This is a genomic window from Enterococcus sp. S183_ASV_20 (assembly GCF_018919685.1).
Lineage (GTDB): Bacteria > Bacillota > Bacilli > Lactobacillales > Enterococcaceae > Enterococcus > Enterococcus faecalis.
This window is the reverse complement of sequence record NZ_JAHLRI010000007.1, coordinates 1-14,780: the sequence shown is the minus strand read 5'-3', so window position 1 is coordinate 14,780 and position 14,780 is coordinate 1. Positions and strand designations below refer to the sequence as shown.

Sequence of the window (14,780 nt, the reverse complement as noted above, 5' to 3'; positions counted from 1 at the left end):
ACTAGTTTTCCTCCCATTTCTTCAAGCAAATTACACCATTATGGCCTCCAAAGCCAAACGAATTACTAATTGTATAGTCCGCTGTAATGTCACGTGCACCTTCTGTGACATAATCTAAATCACAATCTGGATCAGCAACTTGGTAGCCTACTGTCGGATGAGCTTTTCCTTCTTGCAATGTTTGCACACAAGCGATCGCTTCGATACCGCCAGCCGCGCCCAATAAATGTCCAGTCATACTCTTTGTACTTGAAATTGGAATTTGCGATGCTCGCTCACCAAAGACACGCTTGATGGCCGTTGTTTCCGCAGCGTCATTCGCTGGGGTTGACGTACCATGAGCATTGATATACCCAATTTGTTCCGGTGTAATCCCTGCTTCTGCAATCGCCATTTCCATCGCAGCCGCCGCGCCACTACCGTCTTTTAAAGGAGCGGTCATGTGGCTAGCATCACAGTTGCTGCCATAGCCAACAATTTCGCCGTAGATAGTTGCGCCACGTTTCTGTGCATGCTCGAGTTCTTCTAAAACCAGCATTCCTGCGCCTTCACCCATCACAAAACCTTTTCGTTCTTTATCAAAAGGAATCGAAGCCCGAGTCGCATCTTCTGTTGTATTTAAAGCATTCAATGCTGCAAAGCCTGCAATCCCAATTTCACATACTGTGGCTTCTGTCCCCCCAGTTACCATCATGTCCGCTAAACCATATTTAATCGTGCGAAAAGCTTCACCAATCGCATTCGTCGCAGAAGCACAAGCAGTCACGATAGTTTGAGAAGGTCCTTTTGCACCTAAACGAATCGAAATATTTCCCGCTGCCATATTAGCAATTACCATGGGCACGAAAAATGGTGTTACGCGTTTTGCGCCTTTTTTATCCATTACCCGTACTTGGTCTTGTAAGGTAGTCATCCCACCAATCCCACTACCGACAATCACACCTAAACGAGTCGGGTCAATCGTTGCTTCTGTTAAACCACTCATTTCCCACGCTTCTAAAGCAGCGACCAAGCCATATTGAGAAAATAAGTCCATTCTTTTTTGCTCTTTGCGTTCTAAAACAGCACTTGGGTCAAACTCTTTCACTTCACCAGCCAAAGCCACCCCAGTATCTTCAGAATCAAATTTAGTAATTTTACCAATTCCTAGCTTGCCATCCACTAGATTATGCCAAAATTCTTTTACGGTATTGCCTAATGGTGTTACGGCACCCATGCCGGTTATGACCACTCTTTTCATACTGTACCTCCGAGTTTATTTTGATTATCAAACTATTATTTCATGCGGTTTCCAGCACTTTTTCTCAAAAAATAAGAAAAATAGTTTGACTTTCAAAGTATTTTGGTTAATAATTCAGACATCAGGAAAAATGTCTGTTTTTTTCAAGATTAGAAAATTGAGAAGATTTTGTTATCATTCTCACACAGATAATACCAGTTGAAATTTTATTCGTCAACTCAATAAATGTAACTTTTACATTTTGATGAAGAAAAGCCTATTCTATCAACAAAAATTTTTTATTAAAGGAGATTTTATATGTTTTTACAAAATAAGAATGTCGTCGTAATGGGTATTGCCAACAAAAAAAGTATTGCTTGGGGCTGTGCAAAAGCATTAAAAGATCAAGGGGCCAATGTTATTTATACGTATCAAAACGAACGCATGAAAAAGCAAGTGGTTAAATTAGCAGATGAAAATGATTTGTTGGTGGAGTGCGATGTTGCTTCTGATGCGTCCATTCAAGCAGCCTTTGAAACAATTAAAAATGAAGTGGGCACGATCGATGGACTAGTCCATGCGATTGCTTTTGCCAAAAAAGAAGAATTGTCTGGAAACGTTAGTGACATCACTCGTGATGGTTTCCTATTAGCACAAGATATTAGTAGCTACTCTCTTTTAGCAGTCACTCATTATGCGAAACCTTTGTTAAATCCTGGTTCAGGAATTGTCACATTGACGTATTTAGGTTCCGAACGTGCGATTCCTAACTATAATATGATGGGGATTGCTAAAGCATCTTTAGAAACTGCCGTGAAATATCTAGCTTTTGAATTAGCTGCAGATAAAATTCGTGTCAACGGAATCTCCGCAGGAGCGATTAAAACATTGGCTGTGACTGGTGTAAAAGACTACGATCAATTGATTAGTATTTCTAATGAGCGGACACCAGATAAAACAGGTGTAACCATTGAAGAAGTCGGAAACACTTGTGCCTTTTTAGTCAGTGAACTAGCTAGTGGTGTGGTCGGTGACATCATTTATGTCGATAAAGGCGTTCACTTAACTTAATCATTTTTTGTCTTTATTTCTATTTATACATTAAAAAACAGAAATTGGACAATCTCTTTCACTCATTGATTGTCCAATTTCTGTTCTATTTTTTACTTTATTCTATAATAAAATTGACAGTTTCAATTCCAAAAACAGTTGTTAGGATTTGATTAACTTGTTCAAAAAGTTTTGATAAATCTTCCAGTTTATTTTTAGATTGGATTTTTTCAGAACCGTTATCGTAGCTTAAATGATTGTACGCTTCTTTAAAGGTTACTGCTGTGTCTTCTTTTCGATAAAGGATATATTCGTCATCTAGCATATCCATTTGTAGCTCCTGTTTAAATCCATTTCTGGCAACAACAGCAGAAACTAGATGAGCAACTGTCAAGCCATCTAACGGAATGTCCACTCCATTCATTGCTAATGTGTAGACGGTATCTTCCACTAAACCACAGGCGTTACAACCACCACTGGTTAAATCTACTGTACTTGTTATAATTGCCTCTTGCATCGTTTCTTCCCCCATATTGTTTTTTAAAGTTATTCTTTCATTTGTTATTTACGAACGTAATTCACATCATAATCGTCAACTTCAATATAGATATAGATTTTTTTATCAGGCATTTTACTACGAATATCTCGTTCAATCGCATTCACAACATCAGGTGCATCTTCTTCCATTGGTTCTACCACATCAATTTTTGCCGCTACTAAAATTTCAGTTGGGCCTAAATGAACGGTTTTTACATCAATTAGTTTTTCAACATCCGCCCGATCAAATGCGGTTTTAATTTTTGCTAAATCTGTAGCGGTCACACTTTCTCCTATAATCAAACTATAAAATTCTTTCGCTAAGAAAATGGCTGCACACATTAATAGTAAACCAATCAGTAAACCACTGATAGCATCAAATGCAGCAATCCCAGTTACCATTGTTAAAAGGGTTCCCACCAAAGCTAAACACAAACCAATAACCGCACAAAAGTCTTCCGTAAAAATAATTAAAATTTCACTGTGACGACTTTCTCGCAAAAATTTTAAGAGCGATAACTTCTCTGTATTCAATTCTTTGATTTCTTTCATCGCTACACGCAAAGAGCTACCTTCCACAAGCAAACCAAAAATTAAAATACCAATGACAATAGCCACATTTTCTACTTCATGAGAGGGATGCAGTAACTTCTGAATAGCCTCCATTACGCCTAACGCGCCCCCACCAAAAAAGAGCATCGTTGCAACAATTGTACTAAAAAAGTATTTTGCACGGCCTTCTCCAAATTGATGTAACGCACTTTGTCCACGAGAAGCGCGCTTATTCCCAAAAAGTAATAACACCTGATTACTACAGTCCACGACACTGTGGATACTTTCATTCATCATAGCGGTACTACCACTTAAAGCAAAACCAACAAATTTACTAATCGCTACTAAAATATTCGCAATCAGTGCGGCAATAACTGCAAACATGCCACTCGATTTTTTTGTCTCCATAATTACCTCCTATATGTAACGTAAAACTAAGATAAACCACCCGTTTATTCATCCATCATTTTACCACTTCTGAGGTATTTGTAAAAAAGAGTTCTCTTAAAATTCAAAAAGAAATGTACTGACTGTTTTAGTTGGCCCTCATTTATCGGTGTCCATCCCACTCTTGATAAAATTCCTCCAGATAAAGTTCCATAAATTGATGACGCTTTTCCGCCAATAAGCGACCATAATTTGTATTGATTTGTTCCTTTAACTTTAAAAGTTTCTCATAAAAATGCATAATAGCAGTATCTTCCCCATTCCGGTATTCTTCTTGGGTTAACTGTTCACGAGGTTGTTTGTGAGGATCGTGAATTAAACGGCCTTTATTTCCCGAATAAGCCATCACCCGTGCAATTCCAATTGCGCCGATGGCATCTAGTCGATCCGCATCCTGGACCACTTTTCCTTCTAATGTAGTAACTGTTTTCCCAGTATTTCCTCCTTTAAAGGACATATTAGCAATAATGGAAAGGATGTGATTCGTTTGCTCTGTTGATACGTTATTTGCTTCCAACCATTGTTGCACCTTTAGTAAGCCAGCCTCTTCACTTTCGTTAAATTTTTCATCGCCAATATCATGTAACAATGCTGTTAATATACATAAAAATAAATTTGCTTGTTCTTTCTCTGCAATTGTTTTTGCTAATTGTGTCACTCGATAAATATGCCACCAGTCATGGCCACTTGCTTCGTTGGCTAATTCTTGTTGAACATAACGCGCTGCTGCTTGAATAATTGTTTGTTCTTCAAAACTAAGAGATTCATTTTCAAACATCCTAACACTCCTTTATTCTGGATTTAAAATTTCCACCTGGATAATCCCGCTAGCTTTCAGAAACATATTGGTGACAATCGGACCTACAAAAGAAAATCCTCTTTTTTTTAAGTCTTTTGCTACGTTATCTGACAAAAGCTGTGTGCGCGGGACTTGGTATGCTTCTTCATAAATAGATAAAACGGGGACGTTTTTTACAAATTGCCATAGATAATTGGCAAAACTGCCAAATTCTTCTTGTACTTTTAAAATTGCTTGCGCATTTTTAATGGTTGCTTCAATTTTGCGCCGATTGCGAATCATATCTGGATCAGCTACTATTCGATCGACTTCGTCAGGCAACAGCGCGGCAACTTTTTCCGGCTTCATTTGGCAAAAATTTTTCATGAATGCTACTTTTTTCCCTGCGGCTGCTTTCCAACTTAAACCAACTTGAAAAACACCCACCGTCAACAATAAAAACAGCAAATCATCCTCTCTTGTAGGTTTTCCCCATTGTTCTGTATACCATTGATAGTTGTTCATCGCCGCCTCCTTTTAAGACTGTTCAAATGTTAATAATGCTTGTTTCATTGCTAAACCACCACGGTAACCGGTTAATTGTCCCTTGCTGCCGATGACTCGATGGCAAGGAATGACCATTAATAAAGGATTTTTCCCAATCGCTGTGCCAACTGCTCGAACCGCACGTGGACGCCCAATTTTTTCTGAAATTTCTTGATAGGTCATTGTCTCACCATAAGGGATTTCTTGCAACGCCTGCCAAACTTCTTTTTGAAAGGGCGTTCCTTCTATGTCTATGGGGCAAGCAAACGTTGTCGAATGTTGGTTAAGATAACTTATTAATGCTTCTTTATAAGGCGCAGTTTTCTTTTCAGAAGCTTCTAATTGTGCTTGAGGGTACCAGTTTTTCAGCTCTTCTATCGATTGATTGGCTGAACCTACAAAAGCTAGTCCAGCGTCTGTCACACCAAGATAATAGTGATCGTTCTGCCATTCTTGTTGCGCATAATAAATTTTTTTTGCCATATTTCTACACTTCTTTCTCGTGTTTTTCTTATCTTCATTATAATTCTTTTGGCTTTCAAAATCTTGCGCTCCTATCACTTTTTACTTGTTTTTATTAGGGATTCTTTTACAATGAAGAAAACGGGAGGTGTGCTTACAATGAAAACAACGTATCGACTTACTCAGAAACGTTGGGAAGCCATTCAAAATAATAATACGCAATTTGATGGTGATTTTTTTTATGGTGTGACCACAACTAAAATTTTTTGTCGTCCTTCGTGCCCTTCCCGTGTGCCCAACAAGAACCACGTTCTGATTTTCAAAACGGCTCAGGAAGCTTTAACACTTGGTTTTCGTCCATGTAAAAGATGTCAACCAACCGGGCAAGTCGTTCCTAACGAGGAATGGGTTGCTCAAATTAAGCAATTTATTGATCGGCATTCAGCGGAACCATTAAGTTTAGACTATTTAGCGCAAGCCTGCCACGGTAGTCCCTTTCATTTGCAGCGAACCTTTAAGGAACAGACAAAACAAACCCCATTAGCTTATTTAATAAGTGTCCGAATTAGGCAAGCCCAAGAATTGCTTCTCCATTCACCCCTTACGATTCAACAAATCGCGAAAAAAGTTGGCTTCCAAACCGCAGCATATTTTGCCACCACTTTTAAAAAAGAAACAGGCGTAACCCCCTCTGTTTATCGAAGTAAAAATGAGCCGAAAAAATAACATTTCGGCTCATCGGATTATTTATTGGGGCGTGATTGTAGCCATGCTACAATCAATTGACTGATTTCTGTTTGCTGTTGCTCATTAGAAATTGTCGCTTTGTTGTCTCCTTTTTGGACACCGTAATTACCAAACCCTGCATGATTCCCACCTTCGATAGATACATACTGCGTATCTTTTGGCAAAAACTGTTTGGCTTTTTGATAGCTAGTCCAATTTAAAACACCATCGTTTGTGGCTGTTATTGACAGAACCGGCAGATTTTGCTTGTTTAGTGCACCTTTTTCGTCAGGATAGCTGGCTAAATAAATCATGCCTTTGATTCGTTGCTCATTTTCCGCTACAAAACGACTAGCCATCACACCACCCAGAGAATGCCCAGCCAAAACGAAGTTTTGTTGTGGATGATCCTTTATAATTTGTTCTGCAGCATTTGGTGCAAGAACCGCTAAATTCAAAGGAAAATGAACAACATAGACATCGTAACCTTTCGTAGCAACTTCTTGTGCCCATTCACTATAACTAGCGGGCGCAACCAATGCACCTGGATAAAAAATCAGTGCTGTATCATTTTTTTGCCCGTTTGTGTAATAATCATAGTTTTTTTCTTGCGTGGCACTTTGACTTATTTTTAAGGCTGAATCGGTTGCTTGATACGTACTATTTTTAATAAAAATAGTCAGACCGATGACTAATACCGCTAAAAAAATCCCGATTCCTAGGACAATTTTTTTCCAACGTGATTTTGTTCTATTTTTCATCTCATTTCCTCCCAATGAAAAAATTCTTCTTTCTGATTCTACCTTTAATAAAAAAAGAACACAACAATAGGAGTTGGTGAAGCAACCCTTCTGTTGCTCCACCAACTCCTAACTAGACCGTTTCTCGATGCCTTAGATTATTTTGATTCTTTTTCGCCTGCTTCTAAGTAGCTGACATCATTGACTTTATCCAAAGTATACTCGCCATTTTTGTAATGAATCGTTGTAACACTAGCATTCTTCAAACCGCCTTCTGGGACTTTAAAATCATCAAATAAAGTTGCTAACAACGCTGAAATACTCAAGCCATGCGAGACCACTAAAACATTGCCATTCCCAGAATTGGCTGATTCTGTGGCAACAATTTTATCTAAGCCTTTTTTCAAACGTTTGGTAATTGTAGCATAGTCTTCTGCAGGCCAGTTATTCTTGCTTTCCTCGCGCTGTTGATCCAGTTTAGCTACACTGTTGGCAAAGGATTCAGGAGTCATGTTTTTCATAAATTCTTCTAAGGAGACACCTTGATCATCAGCAATATCCTGCCACATTGTCTTGTTTAAATCCCCTTCATAGCTACCAAAATTAAATTCACGTAAATCTGGGTCACGCACGACTTCAAGGTCTTTGCCTGCTTTATTTTGATCTAAAATAAGTTGAGCAGTTTGCAAGGCGCGGCCACTATCACTACTATATGCATTTTGAAAGGCAACATCTTTCAGGCCAATCCCAGTTGCTGTCACAACTTTTTCACCTTCTGGTGTTAAGACCGCATCTGACCATCCTTGTACGCGGTCCGTCGTATTTAACATGGTTTTTCCATGGCGCACAATGTAAAGAGTTAGTTCTTCAGGTTTTGTCTCTTTTTCTTTTGTCGTTGCTTGCTGATTTTTACCACAACCAACCATTACTAAAATGGCCAGAAAAAGCATCCCCACAATCGTCAATCGTTTTTTCATTTTTTATTTCCCCTCATTTTCTACTCAGTTGTTAAGTTTTCACCATTACTAGCGATAACTTGTTTGTACCAATTAAATGATTTTTTCTTAGTTCGTTTCAAGGTTCCCTGACCTTGGTCATCCATGTCTACATAGATAAAGCCGTAACGTTTTTTCATTTCGCCAGTTCCTGCTGAAACTAAGTCAATACAACCCCATGGCGTATAACCAATTAAGTTAACCCCGTCTTCTTCTACTGCAGTTCTCATGGCTTCAATATGTTGTTTAAAATAATCAATGCGGTAATCGTCGACAATCGAGCCATCCTCTTGCAATGTATCCACCGCACCAAACCCGTTTTCAACCACAAACAATGGCATATTGTAACGATCTGACAACTGACACAATGAAATTCTTAACCCTAAAGGATCGACAGCCCAGCCCCATTCAGATTCTTGCAAATAAGGATTTTTAACCGCAGGCATTTGGTTGCCTCCGACATAATTTACTTCTTCGGGATAAGCAGTCGAAACGGTCGACATATAATAACTAAACCCGATATAATCAACTGTTCCTTTTTGAATAATCGCTAAATCCTCTGACTCCATTTGAATTGTCATTCCTTCACGCTCAAATTCTTTGAGCTTATGCGCTGGATAATAGCCCTTAGCCTGGACATCCATATAAAATTCTTGCTCTCGGTTAAATTGAACAGCTGCCATCACGTCCTCAGGTTTGCAGGACAAAGGATAACTTGGAATATAAGCCACCATCATACCAATTTGGAAATCTGGATTGATGGAATGTCCTAATTCAACTGCTTTCGCACTTGCTACAAATAGATGATGCGCTGCTTGATATTTACTTTGTTTATCATTATTGTGAATCCCAATTTGCGTCCAACTTCTTAAAAAATTAATTTCATTAAAAGTCATCCAATACTTCACTTTATCCTGATAACGTGTAAAAATGGTTTCGCAAAAGAAAACAAAGAAATCAATCACTTCACGATTTTTCCAACCATCATATTCATCGGCCAAATACATCGGAATATCAAAATGGTTAATCGTCACAACGGGCTCAATTCCATGGCGCAGCAAAGTATCAAAAACTTTATCATAAAAGGCTAAGCCTTCTTCATTAATCTCTTTTGTTCCATTTGGGCAAATCCGGCTCCAGGCGATAGACAGCCGAAAACATTTGAAACCCATTTCTGCAAATAAGGCGATATCTTCTTCGTAATGATGGTAAAAGTCCGTCGCTACATGACTAGGGTAGTATAATTCTTCATCGATATAGCCAATCGCTCCTTCGGGTAATGCTTGGTCGCGCGTACACGAAGCTTTTTGGCCTTCTTTAGTTAAATACGTAATCCGTCGCGGTTCTGTTTGACTACCACCAGTAATTGCATCTAATGTACTCAGACCTTTGCCTCCTGAAAGGTAGCCACCTTCATATTGGTTAGCAGCTGTTGCGCCGCCCCATAAAAAATTTTCTGGAAATCCCATAAAATCCCTCTTTCCCTCTGTTTTTAGGCATAACAAAGAAACCATTAAGGGAATTGACGCTGGCAGAAGAGTCCTTGTTTTTTCTGCCAACGTCAAACGCCCTTTAATAGTTGCTAATTTTATTAATTACTTAAATCTTCACCATTTGTTGCGATTACTTTTTTGTACCAATCAAACGATTTCTTCTTGCTTCGTTTTAACGTACCATTTCCTTCGTTATCGCGATCCACATAGATAAAGCCATAGCGTTTTTTCATTTCACCTGTTCCAGCTGATACTAAATCAATACAGCCCCAAGTCGTATAGCCTAACAAGTCGACACCATCTTGTTCAACGGCATCTTTCATCGCTTGAATATGCGCCGCCAAATAATCGATACGATAATCATCGACTACATAACCATTTTCGTCTGGTGTATCTACCGCTCCTAAGCCATTTTCAACAATGAATAGTGGTTTTTGATAACGATCATATAAGTCATTCATCGTAATTCTCAAACCAAGTGGATCAATTTGCCAACCCCATTCACTGGCTTTTAGATAAGGATTTTTCACAGAGGCAAAGATGTTACCAGCTGTTTGTTCATTAATTTCTGGATCTGTTGATGTGACACGAGAAGAATAATAAGAGAACGAAATGAAGTCCACCGTATGTTCTTTTAAAAGTTCTTCGTCGCCTTCTTCCATTTCAATTTGAATACCTTTACGGGCCATTTCTTTTAAAGCATACGCAGGGTATTCCCCACGTGATTGGACATCAATAAAGAAATAATTTTCACGATCTGCTTGTCGAGCAGCGAAAACATCTTCTGGTTTACAAGTATAAGCGTAGTTGGAACCAGCCGCTAACATACAACCTACTTGGTTTTCAGGATCTACCTCATGAGCAATTTTTGTCGCAATTGCACTTGCTAGTAGTTCATGATGGGCCGCTTGGTATTTCACTTGTTCTTTGTTTTCGCCTTCTTCAAAGTATAGACCTGCTCCCATAAATGGTGCATGTAAAATCATATTAATTTCGTTAAATGTTAACCAATATTTGACTAATCCTTTATATCGGTTGAAAATTACACGGCAAAGATTTTCATAGAAACCTACTAACTTACGACTACGCCAAGCGCCATATTCTTCCACTAAGTGCATTGGGCAGTCAAAGTGTGTAATCGTTACTAGTGGCTCAATCCCATATTTATGACATTCTTTGAATAAGTCTTCATAGAACTTCAAGCCTTCTTCATTTGGCTCTGTTTCATCTCCCATTGGAAAAATTCGACTCCAAGCAATGGATAAACGGTATGTTTTAAAACCCATTTCACCAAACAAGGCGATATCTTCTTTATAGCGATGATACATATCAATCGCCTCTTGTGCAGGATAGAAATGTTCCTCATCAAAGTTAAACATTTTCTTTTCACCAGTGATTACTGGAAAACGATCTGGACCAGTTGGCGCTAAATCGACGTTTGCCAAACCACGTCCGCCTTCGTTATAGCCACCTTCACATTGATTGGCTGCTGTTGCGCCACCCCATAAAAAGTCTTTTCTAAATGCCATAAATTCTCTTCCTCCACATCTTTTTATATTAAAGCGGTCAGCAAATCATCACTTGTTGAAACTTCATTACTGCCGACTTCCAAAATATCTAAATAATCCGCTGTATTCGTCACAACGATTGGAATTTGTGTACTAAACCCAGCTTTTTTAATTCCTTCTAAATCAAAGGTTACTAATGTTTGACCTTTTTTCACGCGGTCACCTTGTTTTACAAAAGCTTCAAAGCCTTCGCCTTCTAATTGAACTGTATCAATCCCAATATGAATCAATAATTCTGTGCCGTTATCTGAAATCAAACCTAATGCATGTTTTGTTGGGAATAGTGTGACAATCGTTCCATCAAAGGGTGCAACCACTTTGCCTTCCGTTGGTTCAATCACGACCCCATTTCCTAATGCTCCATTCGCAAAAGCAGGATCCTCTGCATTTTTTAAAGATAACACTCGTCCTTTGACTGGACTTGTAATATTTTCTTTTTTAATCGTTGTTTTATCAATAATCACTTCTTCTTCCTCAACTGTATTGTCTTTCCAGAAGAAGAATGTTAGACCAAAACCAACGACCGCTGCAATGGCAATTGCAATAAAGGACTGAATCATCCCACTTGCATCATCACCATTGATAAAGTTTAGCACACCGAAAATTCCTAAACGACCCATTGTATAAGCTGTCACATTGTTGATCATCAAATATAAACCACCGACAGCGCCACCAATCATTGAATAAATAAATGGCCATTTTTTTGGTAAAGTGATTCCATAAATTGCTGGCTCTGTTACACCAAAAATACCAGAGATAATTGCTGGCGGACACAAAGCTTTTAACTTTTTATCTTTCAATTTGAAGAACATCGCTAAAACAACCGCTGTTTGCGCAAAACTAGCTGCAAATGATCCCGTTAATACTTGGCTTGAACCTTCTTGTGTCACTTGCATAATAGCTAATGGCACAACGCTCCAATGTAACCCAAAAATAATTAAGACTTGCCAGAAGAAACCAAGAATCAAACCATACAAAGCTGGTGAGAAACTCATTAATGCTGTAAAGCCAGCGCTTAATAAATCTGTTAGCATGCTAACGATTGGCCCAATTACTAAGAAACCAATTGGTAAGGCAATCAACAAGACGAAAAACGGTACTAAGAACGTTTGAACAACTTCTGGAATAATACGTTTAAACACTTTTTGAACTTGTGCCGCAAAAGCAATAATGAAGATGATTGGTACGACACTACTTGTATAGTTCGCACCGACCCAAGGAATCCCCATAAATGTATCATAGGCAGGTAAGCCGAATAAATTATACGGCGCTGCGGCTCCCGCACCCGCTGTTGTTTCAAAGGCCGTTTGTAATGCACTTCCTTGAATCGTTGGGTAACATAAAGCTGCGCCAATCACGATCCCTACCATTGGATGCAACCGGAATTTTTTAGCTGCTGTATAACCTAAAATAACTGGCATAAAGTAGAAAATTGCATCGCCAATCCCATTTAACATGGTATAAGTCCCTGACGTAGCCGTATAGAGCTTTAAGAAAACCAATAAGGCATTTAACCCTTTGACCATCCCAGCCGCTGCTAACGCCCCTAAAAAGGGTTGGAAACAACCACTTAAAATATCTATTAAGCGATCAAATAAATTCCCACTGGAAGCTTCTTCTTCACGTTCTCCTGACAAGCCTGCAATACTAACTACTTCTTCGTAAACGGCTGGAACATGGTTCCCAATAACGACTTGGTATTGTCCACCGCTTTTCATAACAGTTACCACACCGTCCATATTTTTTAAGACATCATCATTCGCTTGACTCTCATCTTTTAATTTAAAGCGAAGACGTGTGATACAATGTGTCAAACTATTAATATTCTCTTGCCCACCGACATTTTTTACAATTTTTTCTGCTAGTTCATGATATTTTCCCATCTTTTTTTCCTCCAAAAATTTATTTTCATTTGAAGGTTTAGCCAACTGAATGTCACTATCCAAAGTGGTGCGTTTATTGTTCCGTTGTTTGTACAATTCGTGCAATGTGAATCGTTAGGTACAAGCGTTCTTCATTTGAAACTTGATAGTCATAGTTCTCATTTAAATACAAGCTGATCTTTTCCACGCAACGATAGGCGTTGAGATATTTCTTTTTAATTACCGCATACAGTTCTTCATCATCATTTTCGACAACTTCACGTTGGTGTAATAAGCGATAACAGAAAAATTTTAAATGTGTGCTAAATCGATAAAAGTAGACAGAGTCTTCATCAAAACTTACCTTAAAATAGTATTTGACGATATTTGTAATCTCTTGCATCAACTTTGTCAATTCGTAAATATTACCGACTTCTTCCTCCATCTCCGCATTTACCAAGTGCAATGCGATAAAACCTGCCTCATCCGTTGACAATTCCATTCCTACGCGCTTTTGTACCATTTTTAAAGCATTTACTCCTACTTCGTACTCTTCAGGAAAAAAACGTTTAATATCCCATAATAATAAATTCTTAATTGCAATTCCTTGTTTTTTTCTTTCTAAAGCTGTGTACAAATGATCCGTCAGAGAAATATAAATGGTATCATTCAAACTCTTTTTCAACGTTGATTTTGCATAAACAATAATGTCATCCGAGAGTTTCATCATCTCTAAAGGAATATTTCCTAACAATTCTTGAAACTTAAGTGATGTTTCTTGATTGGCTAAATAAAAAACTTGATCGATACTTTCATCAGGAACCCAATCACCAATGCGTTTCTTAAAAGCAATTCCTTTGCCCATAACAATTTGCTCTCGTTTATCATCATCTAATGTAATAACCACATTATTGTTTAAAATTTTGTGAATAATCAATGCCCCACCTCCTTTGTGTTTCGTTGAAAAAAGAAAAACCCAATTTCTTCAAAAAGAACGACACATATGTCGCTTCATGAAAAAATTAGGTTTAGCTTGTCTTTAAACAATCACTATCCATCTATTTACTTATCCCTACATCCAAAGAATAACATATTTACAACAAATGTCAACGCTTTCAACGACATTTTTTTGTAATAAAAATAAAAAAAGCATACAAACATTGTTTGTATGCTTCACTATGACCCGTACGGGACTCGAACCCGTGTTACCGCCGTGAAAGGGCGGTGTCTTAACCGCTTGACCAACGGGCCATTAAAAAGAAAAAACGGAGAAGGAGGGATTTGAACCCTCGCGCCGGTTTCCCGACCTACACCCTTAGCAGGGGCGCCTCTTCAGCCACTTGAGTACTTCCCCAAGAAATAAATGGGCCTAAATGGACTCGAACCATCGACCTCACGCTTATCAGGCGTGCGCTCTAACCAGCTGAGCTATAGGCCCCAAATAAGAAAAAAGCGGGTGACGAGAATCGAACTCGCGACAACAGCTTGGAAGGCTGTGGTTTTACCACTAAACTACACCCGCAAATTTTTCTTGGATGGCGCGGGACAGAATCGAACTGCCGACACATGGAGCTTCAATCCATTGCTCTACCAACTGAGCTACCGAGCCAAAAACGGTCTGGACGGGACTCGAACCCGCGACCTCCTGCGTGACAGGCAGGCATTCTAACCAGCTGAACTACCAAACCAATTCGTTTTTGCTTTATGCAAATGTATGCTTTAAAAAATAAAAGCAATTGCGGGGGCAGGATTTGAACCTACGACCTTCGGGTTATGAGCCCGACGAGCTACCTGACTGCTCCACC

Annotated in this window: 14 protein-coding genes and 6 tRNA genes; 2 read left to right on the top strand and 18 right to left on the bottom strand. The window is 38.8% G+C overall.

What is annotated here, in order from left to right:
- Position 1: 1 nt before the first annotated feature.
- Entirely contained in the window at positions 2-1,240 is a 1,239-nt protein-coding gene (fabF, locus tag KQI94_RS04100; RefSeq protein WP_002358339.1) for a beta-ketoacyl-ACP synthase II, read from the bottom strand.
- 297 nt (positions 1,241-1,537) lie between these two features.
- On the opposite strand from fabF, the gene fabI reads away from it, so the two are divergent.
- Complete coding sequence (fabI, locus tag KQI94_RS04095; protein WP_002367841.1) at positions 1,538-2,290, top strand: enoyl-ACP reductase FabI; 753 nt, start codon at positions 1,538-1,540, stop codon at positions 2,288-2,290.
- Positions 2,291-2,387: 97 nt separating this feature from the next.
- Here fabI and KQI94_RS04090 read toward each other — a convergent pair whose 3' ends face one another.
- The 5 genes from KQI94_RS04090 to KQI94_RS04070 all read right to left on the bottom strand — a co-directional run bounded on the left by KQI94_RS04090 (position 2,388) and on the right by KQI94_RS04070 (position 5,612).
- Positions 2,388-2,801 carry a DUF4809 family protein gene (locus KQI94_RS04090; protein ID WP_002364994.1) on the bottom strand — a complete coding sequence of 138 codons (414 nt, stop codon included), beginning with the start codon at positions 2,799-2,801 and terminating at the stop codon, positions 2,388-2,390.
- A gap of 29 nt (positions 2,802-2,830) precedes the next feature.
- On the bottom strand, positions 2,831-3,766 hold the full coding sequence (locus tag KQI94_RS04085; RefSeq protein WP_002355191.1) for a cation diffusion facilitator family transporter: 936 nt from the start codon (positions 3,764-3,766) through the stop codon (positions 2,831-2,833).
- Between the two features lie 142 nt (positions 3,767-3,908).
- Positions 3,909-4,583 (bottom strand): HD domain-containing protein, encoded by a 675-nt coding sequence (locus KQI94_RS04080; RefSeq protein WP_002364995.1) that lies wholly within the window; start codon positions 4,581-4,583, stop codon positions 3,909-3,911.
- 12 nt (positions 4,584-4,595) lie between these two features.
- Positions 4,596-5,108: a DNA-3-methyladenine glycosylase I gene (locus tag KQI94_RS04075; RefSeq protein WP_002355189.1), complete on the bottom strand. Its 513-nt coding sequence runs from the start codon at positions 5,106-5,108 to the stop codon at positions 4,596-4,598.
- A 12-nt stretch (positions 5,109-5,120) separates the two neighbouring features.
- Positions 5,121-5,612 carry a methylated-DNA--[protein]-cysteine S-methyltransferase gene (locus tag KQI94_RS04070; RefSeq protein ID WP_002355188.1) on the bottom strand — a complete coding sequence of 164 codons (492 nt, stop codon included), beginning with the start codon at positions 5,610-5,612 and terminating at the stop codon, positions 5,121-5,123.
- A 111-nt stretch (positions 5,613-5,723) separates the two neighbouring features.
- On the opposite strand from KQI94_RS04070, the gene KQI94_RS04065 reads away from it, so the two are divergent.
- The gene (locus KQI94_RS04065) at positions 5,724-6,317 is read left to right on the top strand and encodes a bifunctional transcriptional activator/DNA repair enzyme AdaA (protein WP_002367840.1); all 594 of its coding nucleotides are present in this window, start codon (positions 5,724-5,726) and stop codon (positions 6,315-6,317) included.
- A gap of 17 nt (positions 6,318-6,334) precedes the next feature.
- Here KQI94_RS04065 and KQI94_RS04060 read toward each other — a convergent pair whose 3' ends face one another.
- The 12 genes from KQI94_RS04060 to KQI94_RS04005 form a co-directional block, all read right to left on the bottom strand.
- Positions 6,335-7,078, bottom strand: a complete 744-nt coding sequence (locus tag KQI94_RS04060; protein ID WP_002367839.1) for an alpha/beta hydrolase — start codon at positions 7,076-7,078, stop codon at positions 6,335-6,337.
- Positions 7,079-7,215: 137 nt separating this feature from the next.
- Positions 7,216-8,034: a histidine phosphatase family protein gene (locus KQI94_RS04055; protein WP_002355185.1), complete on the bottom strand. Its 819-nt coding sequence runs from the start codon at positions 8,032-8,034 to the stop codon at positions 7,216-7,218.
- A gap of 20 nt (positions 8,035-8,054) precedes the next feature.
- Complete coding sequence (locus KQI94_RS04050) at positions 8,055-9,521, bottom strand: family 1 glycosylhydrolase (RefSeq protein WP_002367837.1); 1,467 nt, start codon at positions 9,519-9,521, stop codon at positions 8,055-8,057.
- Positions 9,522-9,643: 122 nt separating this feature from the next.
- The gene (locus KQI94_RS04045) at positions 9,644-11,074 is read right to left on the bottom strand and encodes a 6-phospho-beta-glucosidase (protein ID WP_002355183.1); all 1,431 of its coding nucleotides are present in this window, start codon (positions 11,072-11,074) and stop codon (positions 9,644-9,646) included.
- A 23-nt stretch (positions 11,075-11,097) separates the two neighbouring features.
- Positions 11,098-12,996: a beta-glucoside-specific PTS transporter subunit IIABC gene (locus KQI94_RS04040; protein WP_002367835.1), complete on the bottom strand. Its 1,899-nt coding sequence runs from the start codon at positions 12,994-12,996 to the stop codon at positions 11,098-11,100.
- 73 nt (positions 12,997-13,069) lie between these two features.
- Positions 13,070-13,912, bottom strand: coding sequence for a PRD domain-containing protein (locus tag KQI94_RS04035; protein ID WP_002355181.1), 843 nt, complete (start codon positions 13,910-13,912; stop codon positions 13,070-13,072).
- Positions 13,913-14,154: 242 nt separating this feature from the next.
- Positions 14,155-14,226 (bottom strand) — tRNA-Glu (locus tag KQI94_RS04030).
- A 15-nt stretch (positions 14,227-14,241) separates the two neighbouring features.
- Positions 14,242-14,329, bottom strand: a tRNA-Ser gene (locus KQI94_RS04025).
- Positions 14,330-14,339: 10 nt separating this feature from the next.
- Positions 14,340-14,413 (bottom strand) — tRNA-Ile (locus KQI94_RS04020).
- Positions 14,414-14,426: 13 nt separating this feature from the next.
- A tRNA-Gly gene (locus tag KQI94_RS04015) sits at positions 14,427-14,497 on the bottom strand.
- Between the two features lie 14 nt (positions 14,498-14,511).
- Positions 14,512-14,584 (bottom strand) — tRNA-Phe (locus tag KQI94_RS04010).
- Between the two features lie 5 nt (positions 14,585-14,589).
- Positions 14,590-14,663, bottom strand: a tRNA-Asp gene (locus tag KQI94_RS04005).
- Between the last annotated feature and the right edge of the window lie 117 nt (positions 14,664-14,780).

Coding starts and splice junctions, on each gene's coding strand:
- KQI94_RS04070 (WP_002355188.1), bottom strand. CDS start 5,612: ATGGCAAAAAAAATTTATTATGCGCAACAAGAATGGCAGAACGATCAC.
- KQI94_RS04040 (WP_002367835.1), bottom strand. CDS start 12,996: ATGGGAAAATATCATGAACTAGCAGAAAAAATTGTAAAAAATGTCGGT.
- KQI94_RS04055 (WP_002355185.1), bottom strand. CDS start 8,034: ATGAAAAAACGATTGACGATTGTGGGGATGCTTTTTCTGGCCATTTTA.
- KQI94_RS04080 (WP_002364995.1), bottom strand. CDS start 4,583: ATGTTTGAAAATGAATCTCTTAGTTTTGAAGAACAAACAATTATTCAA.
- KQI94_RS04045 (WP_002355183.1), bottom strand. CDS start 11,074: ATGGCATTTAGAAAAGACTTTTTATGGGGTGGCGCAACAGCAGCCAAT.
- KQI94_RS04090 (WP_002364994.1), bottom strand. CDS start 2,801: ATGGGGGAAGAAACGATGCAAGAGGCAATTATAACAAGTACAGTAGAT.
- KQI94_RS04065 (WP_002367840.1), top strand. CDS start 5,724: ATGAAGAAAACGGGAGGTGTGCTTACAATGAAAACAACGTATCGACTT.
- fabF (WP_002358339.1), bottom strand. CDS start 1,240: ATGAAAAGAGTGGTCATAACCGGCATGGGTGCCGTAACACCATTAGGC.
- KQI94_RS04085 (WP_002355191.1), bottom strand. CDS start 3,766: ATGGAGACAAAAAAATCGAGTGGCATGTTTGCAGTTATTGCCGCACTG.
- KQI94_RS04060 (WP_002367839.1), bottom strand. CDS start 7,078: ATGAAAAATAGAACAAAATCACGTTGGAAAAAAATTGTCCTAGGAATC.
- KQI94_RS04050 (WP_002367837.1), bottom strand. CDS start 9,521: ATGGGATTTCCAGAAAATTTTTTATGGGGCGGCGCAACAGCTGCTAAC.
- fabI (WP_002367841.1), top strand. CDS start 1,538: ATGTTTTTACAAAATAAGAATGTCGTCGTAATGGGTATTGCCAACAAA.
- KQI94_RS04075 (WP_002355189.1), bottom strand. CDS start 5,108: ATGAACAACTATCAATGGTATACAGAACAATGGGGAAAACCTACAAGA.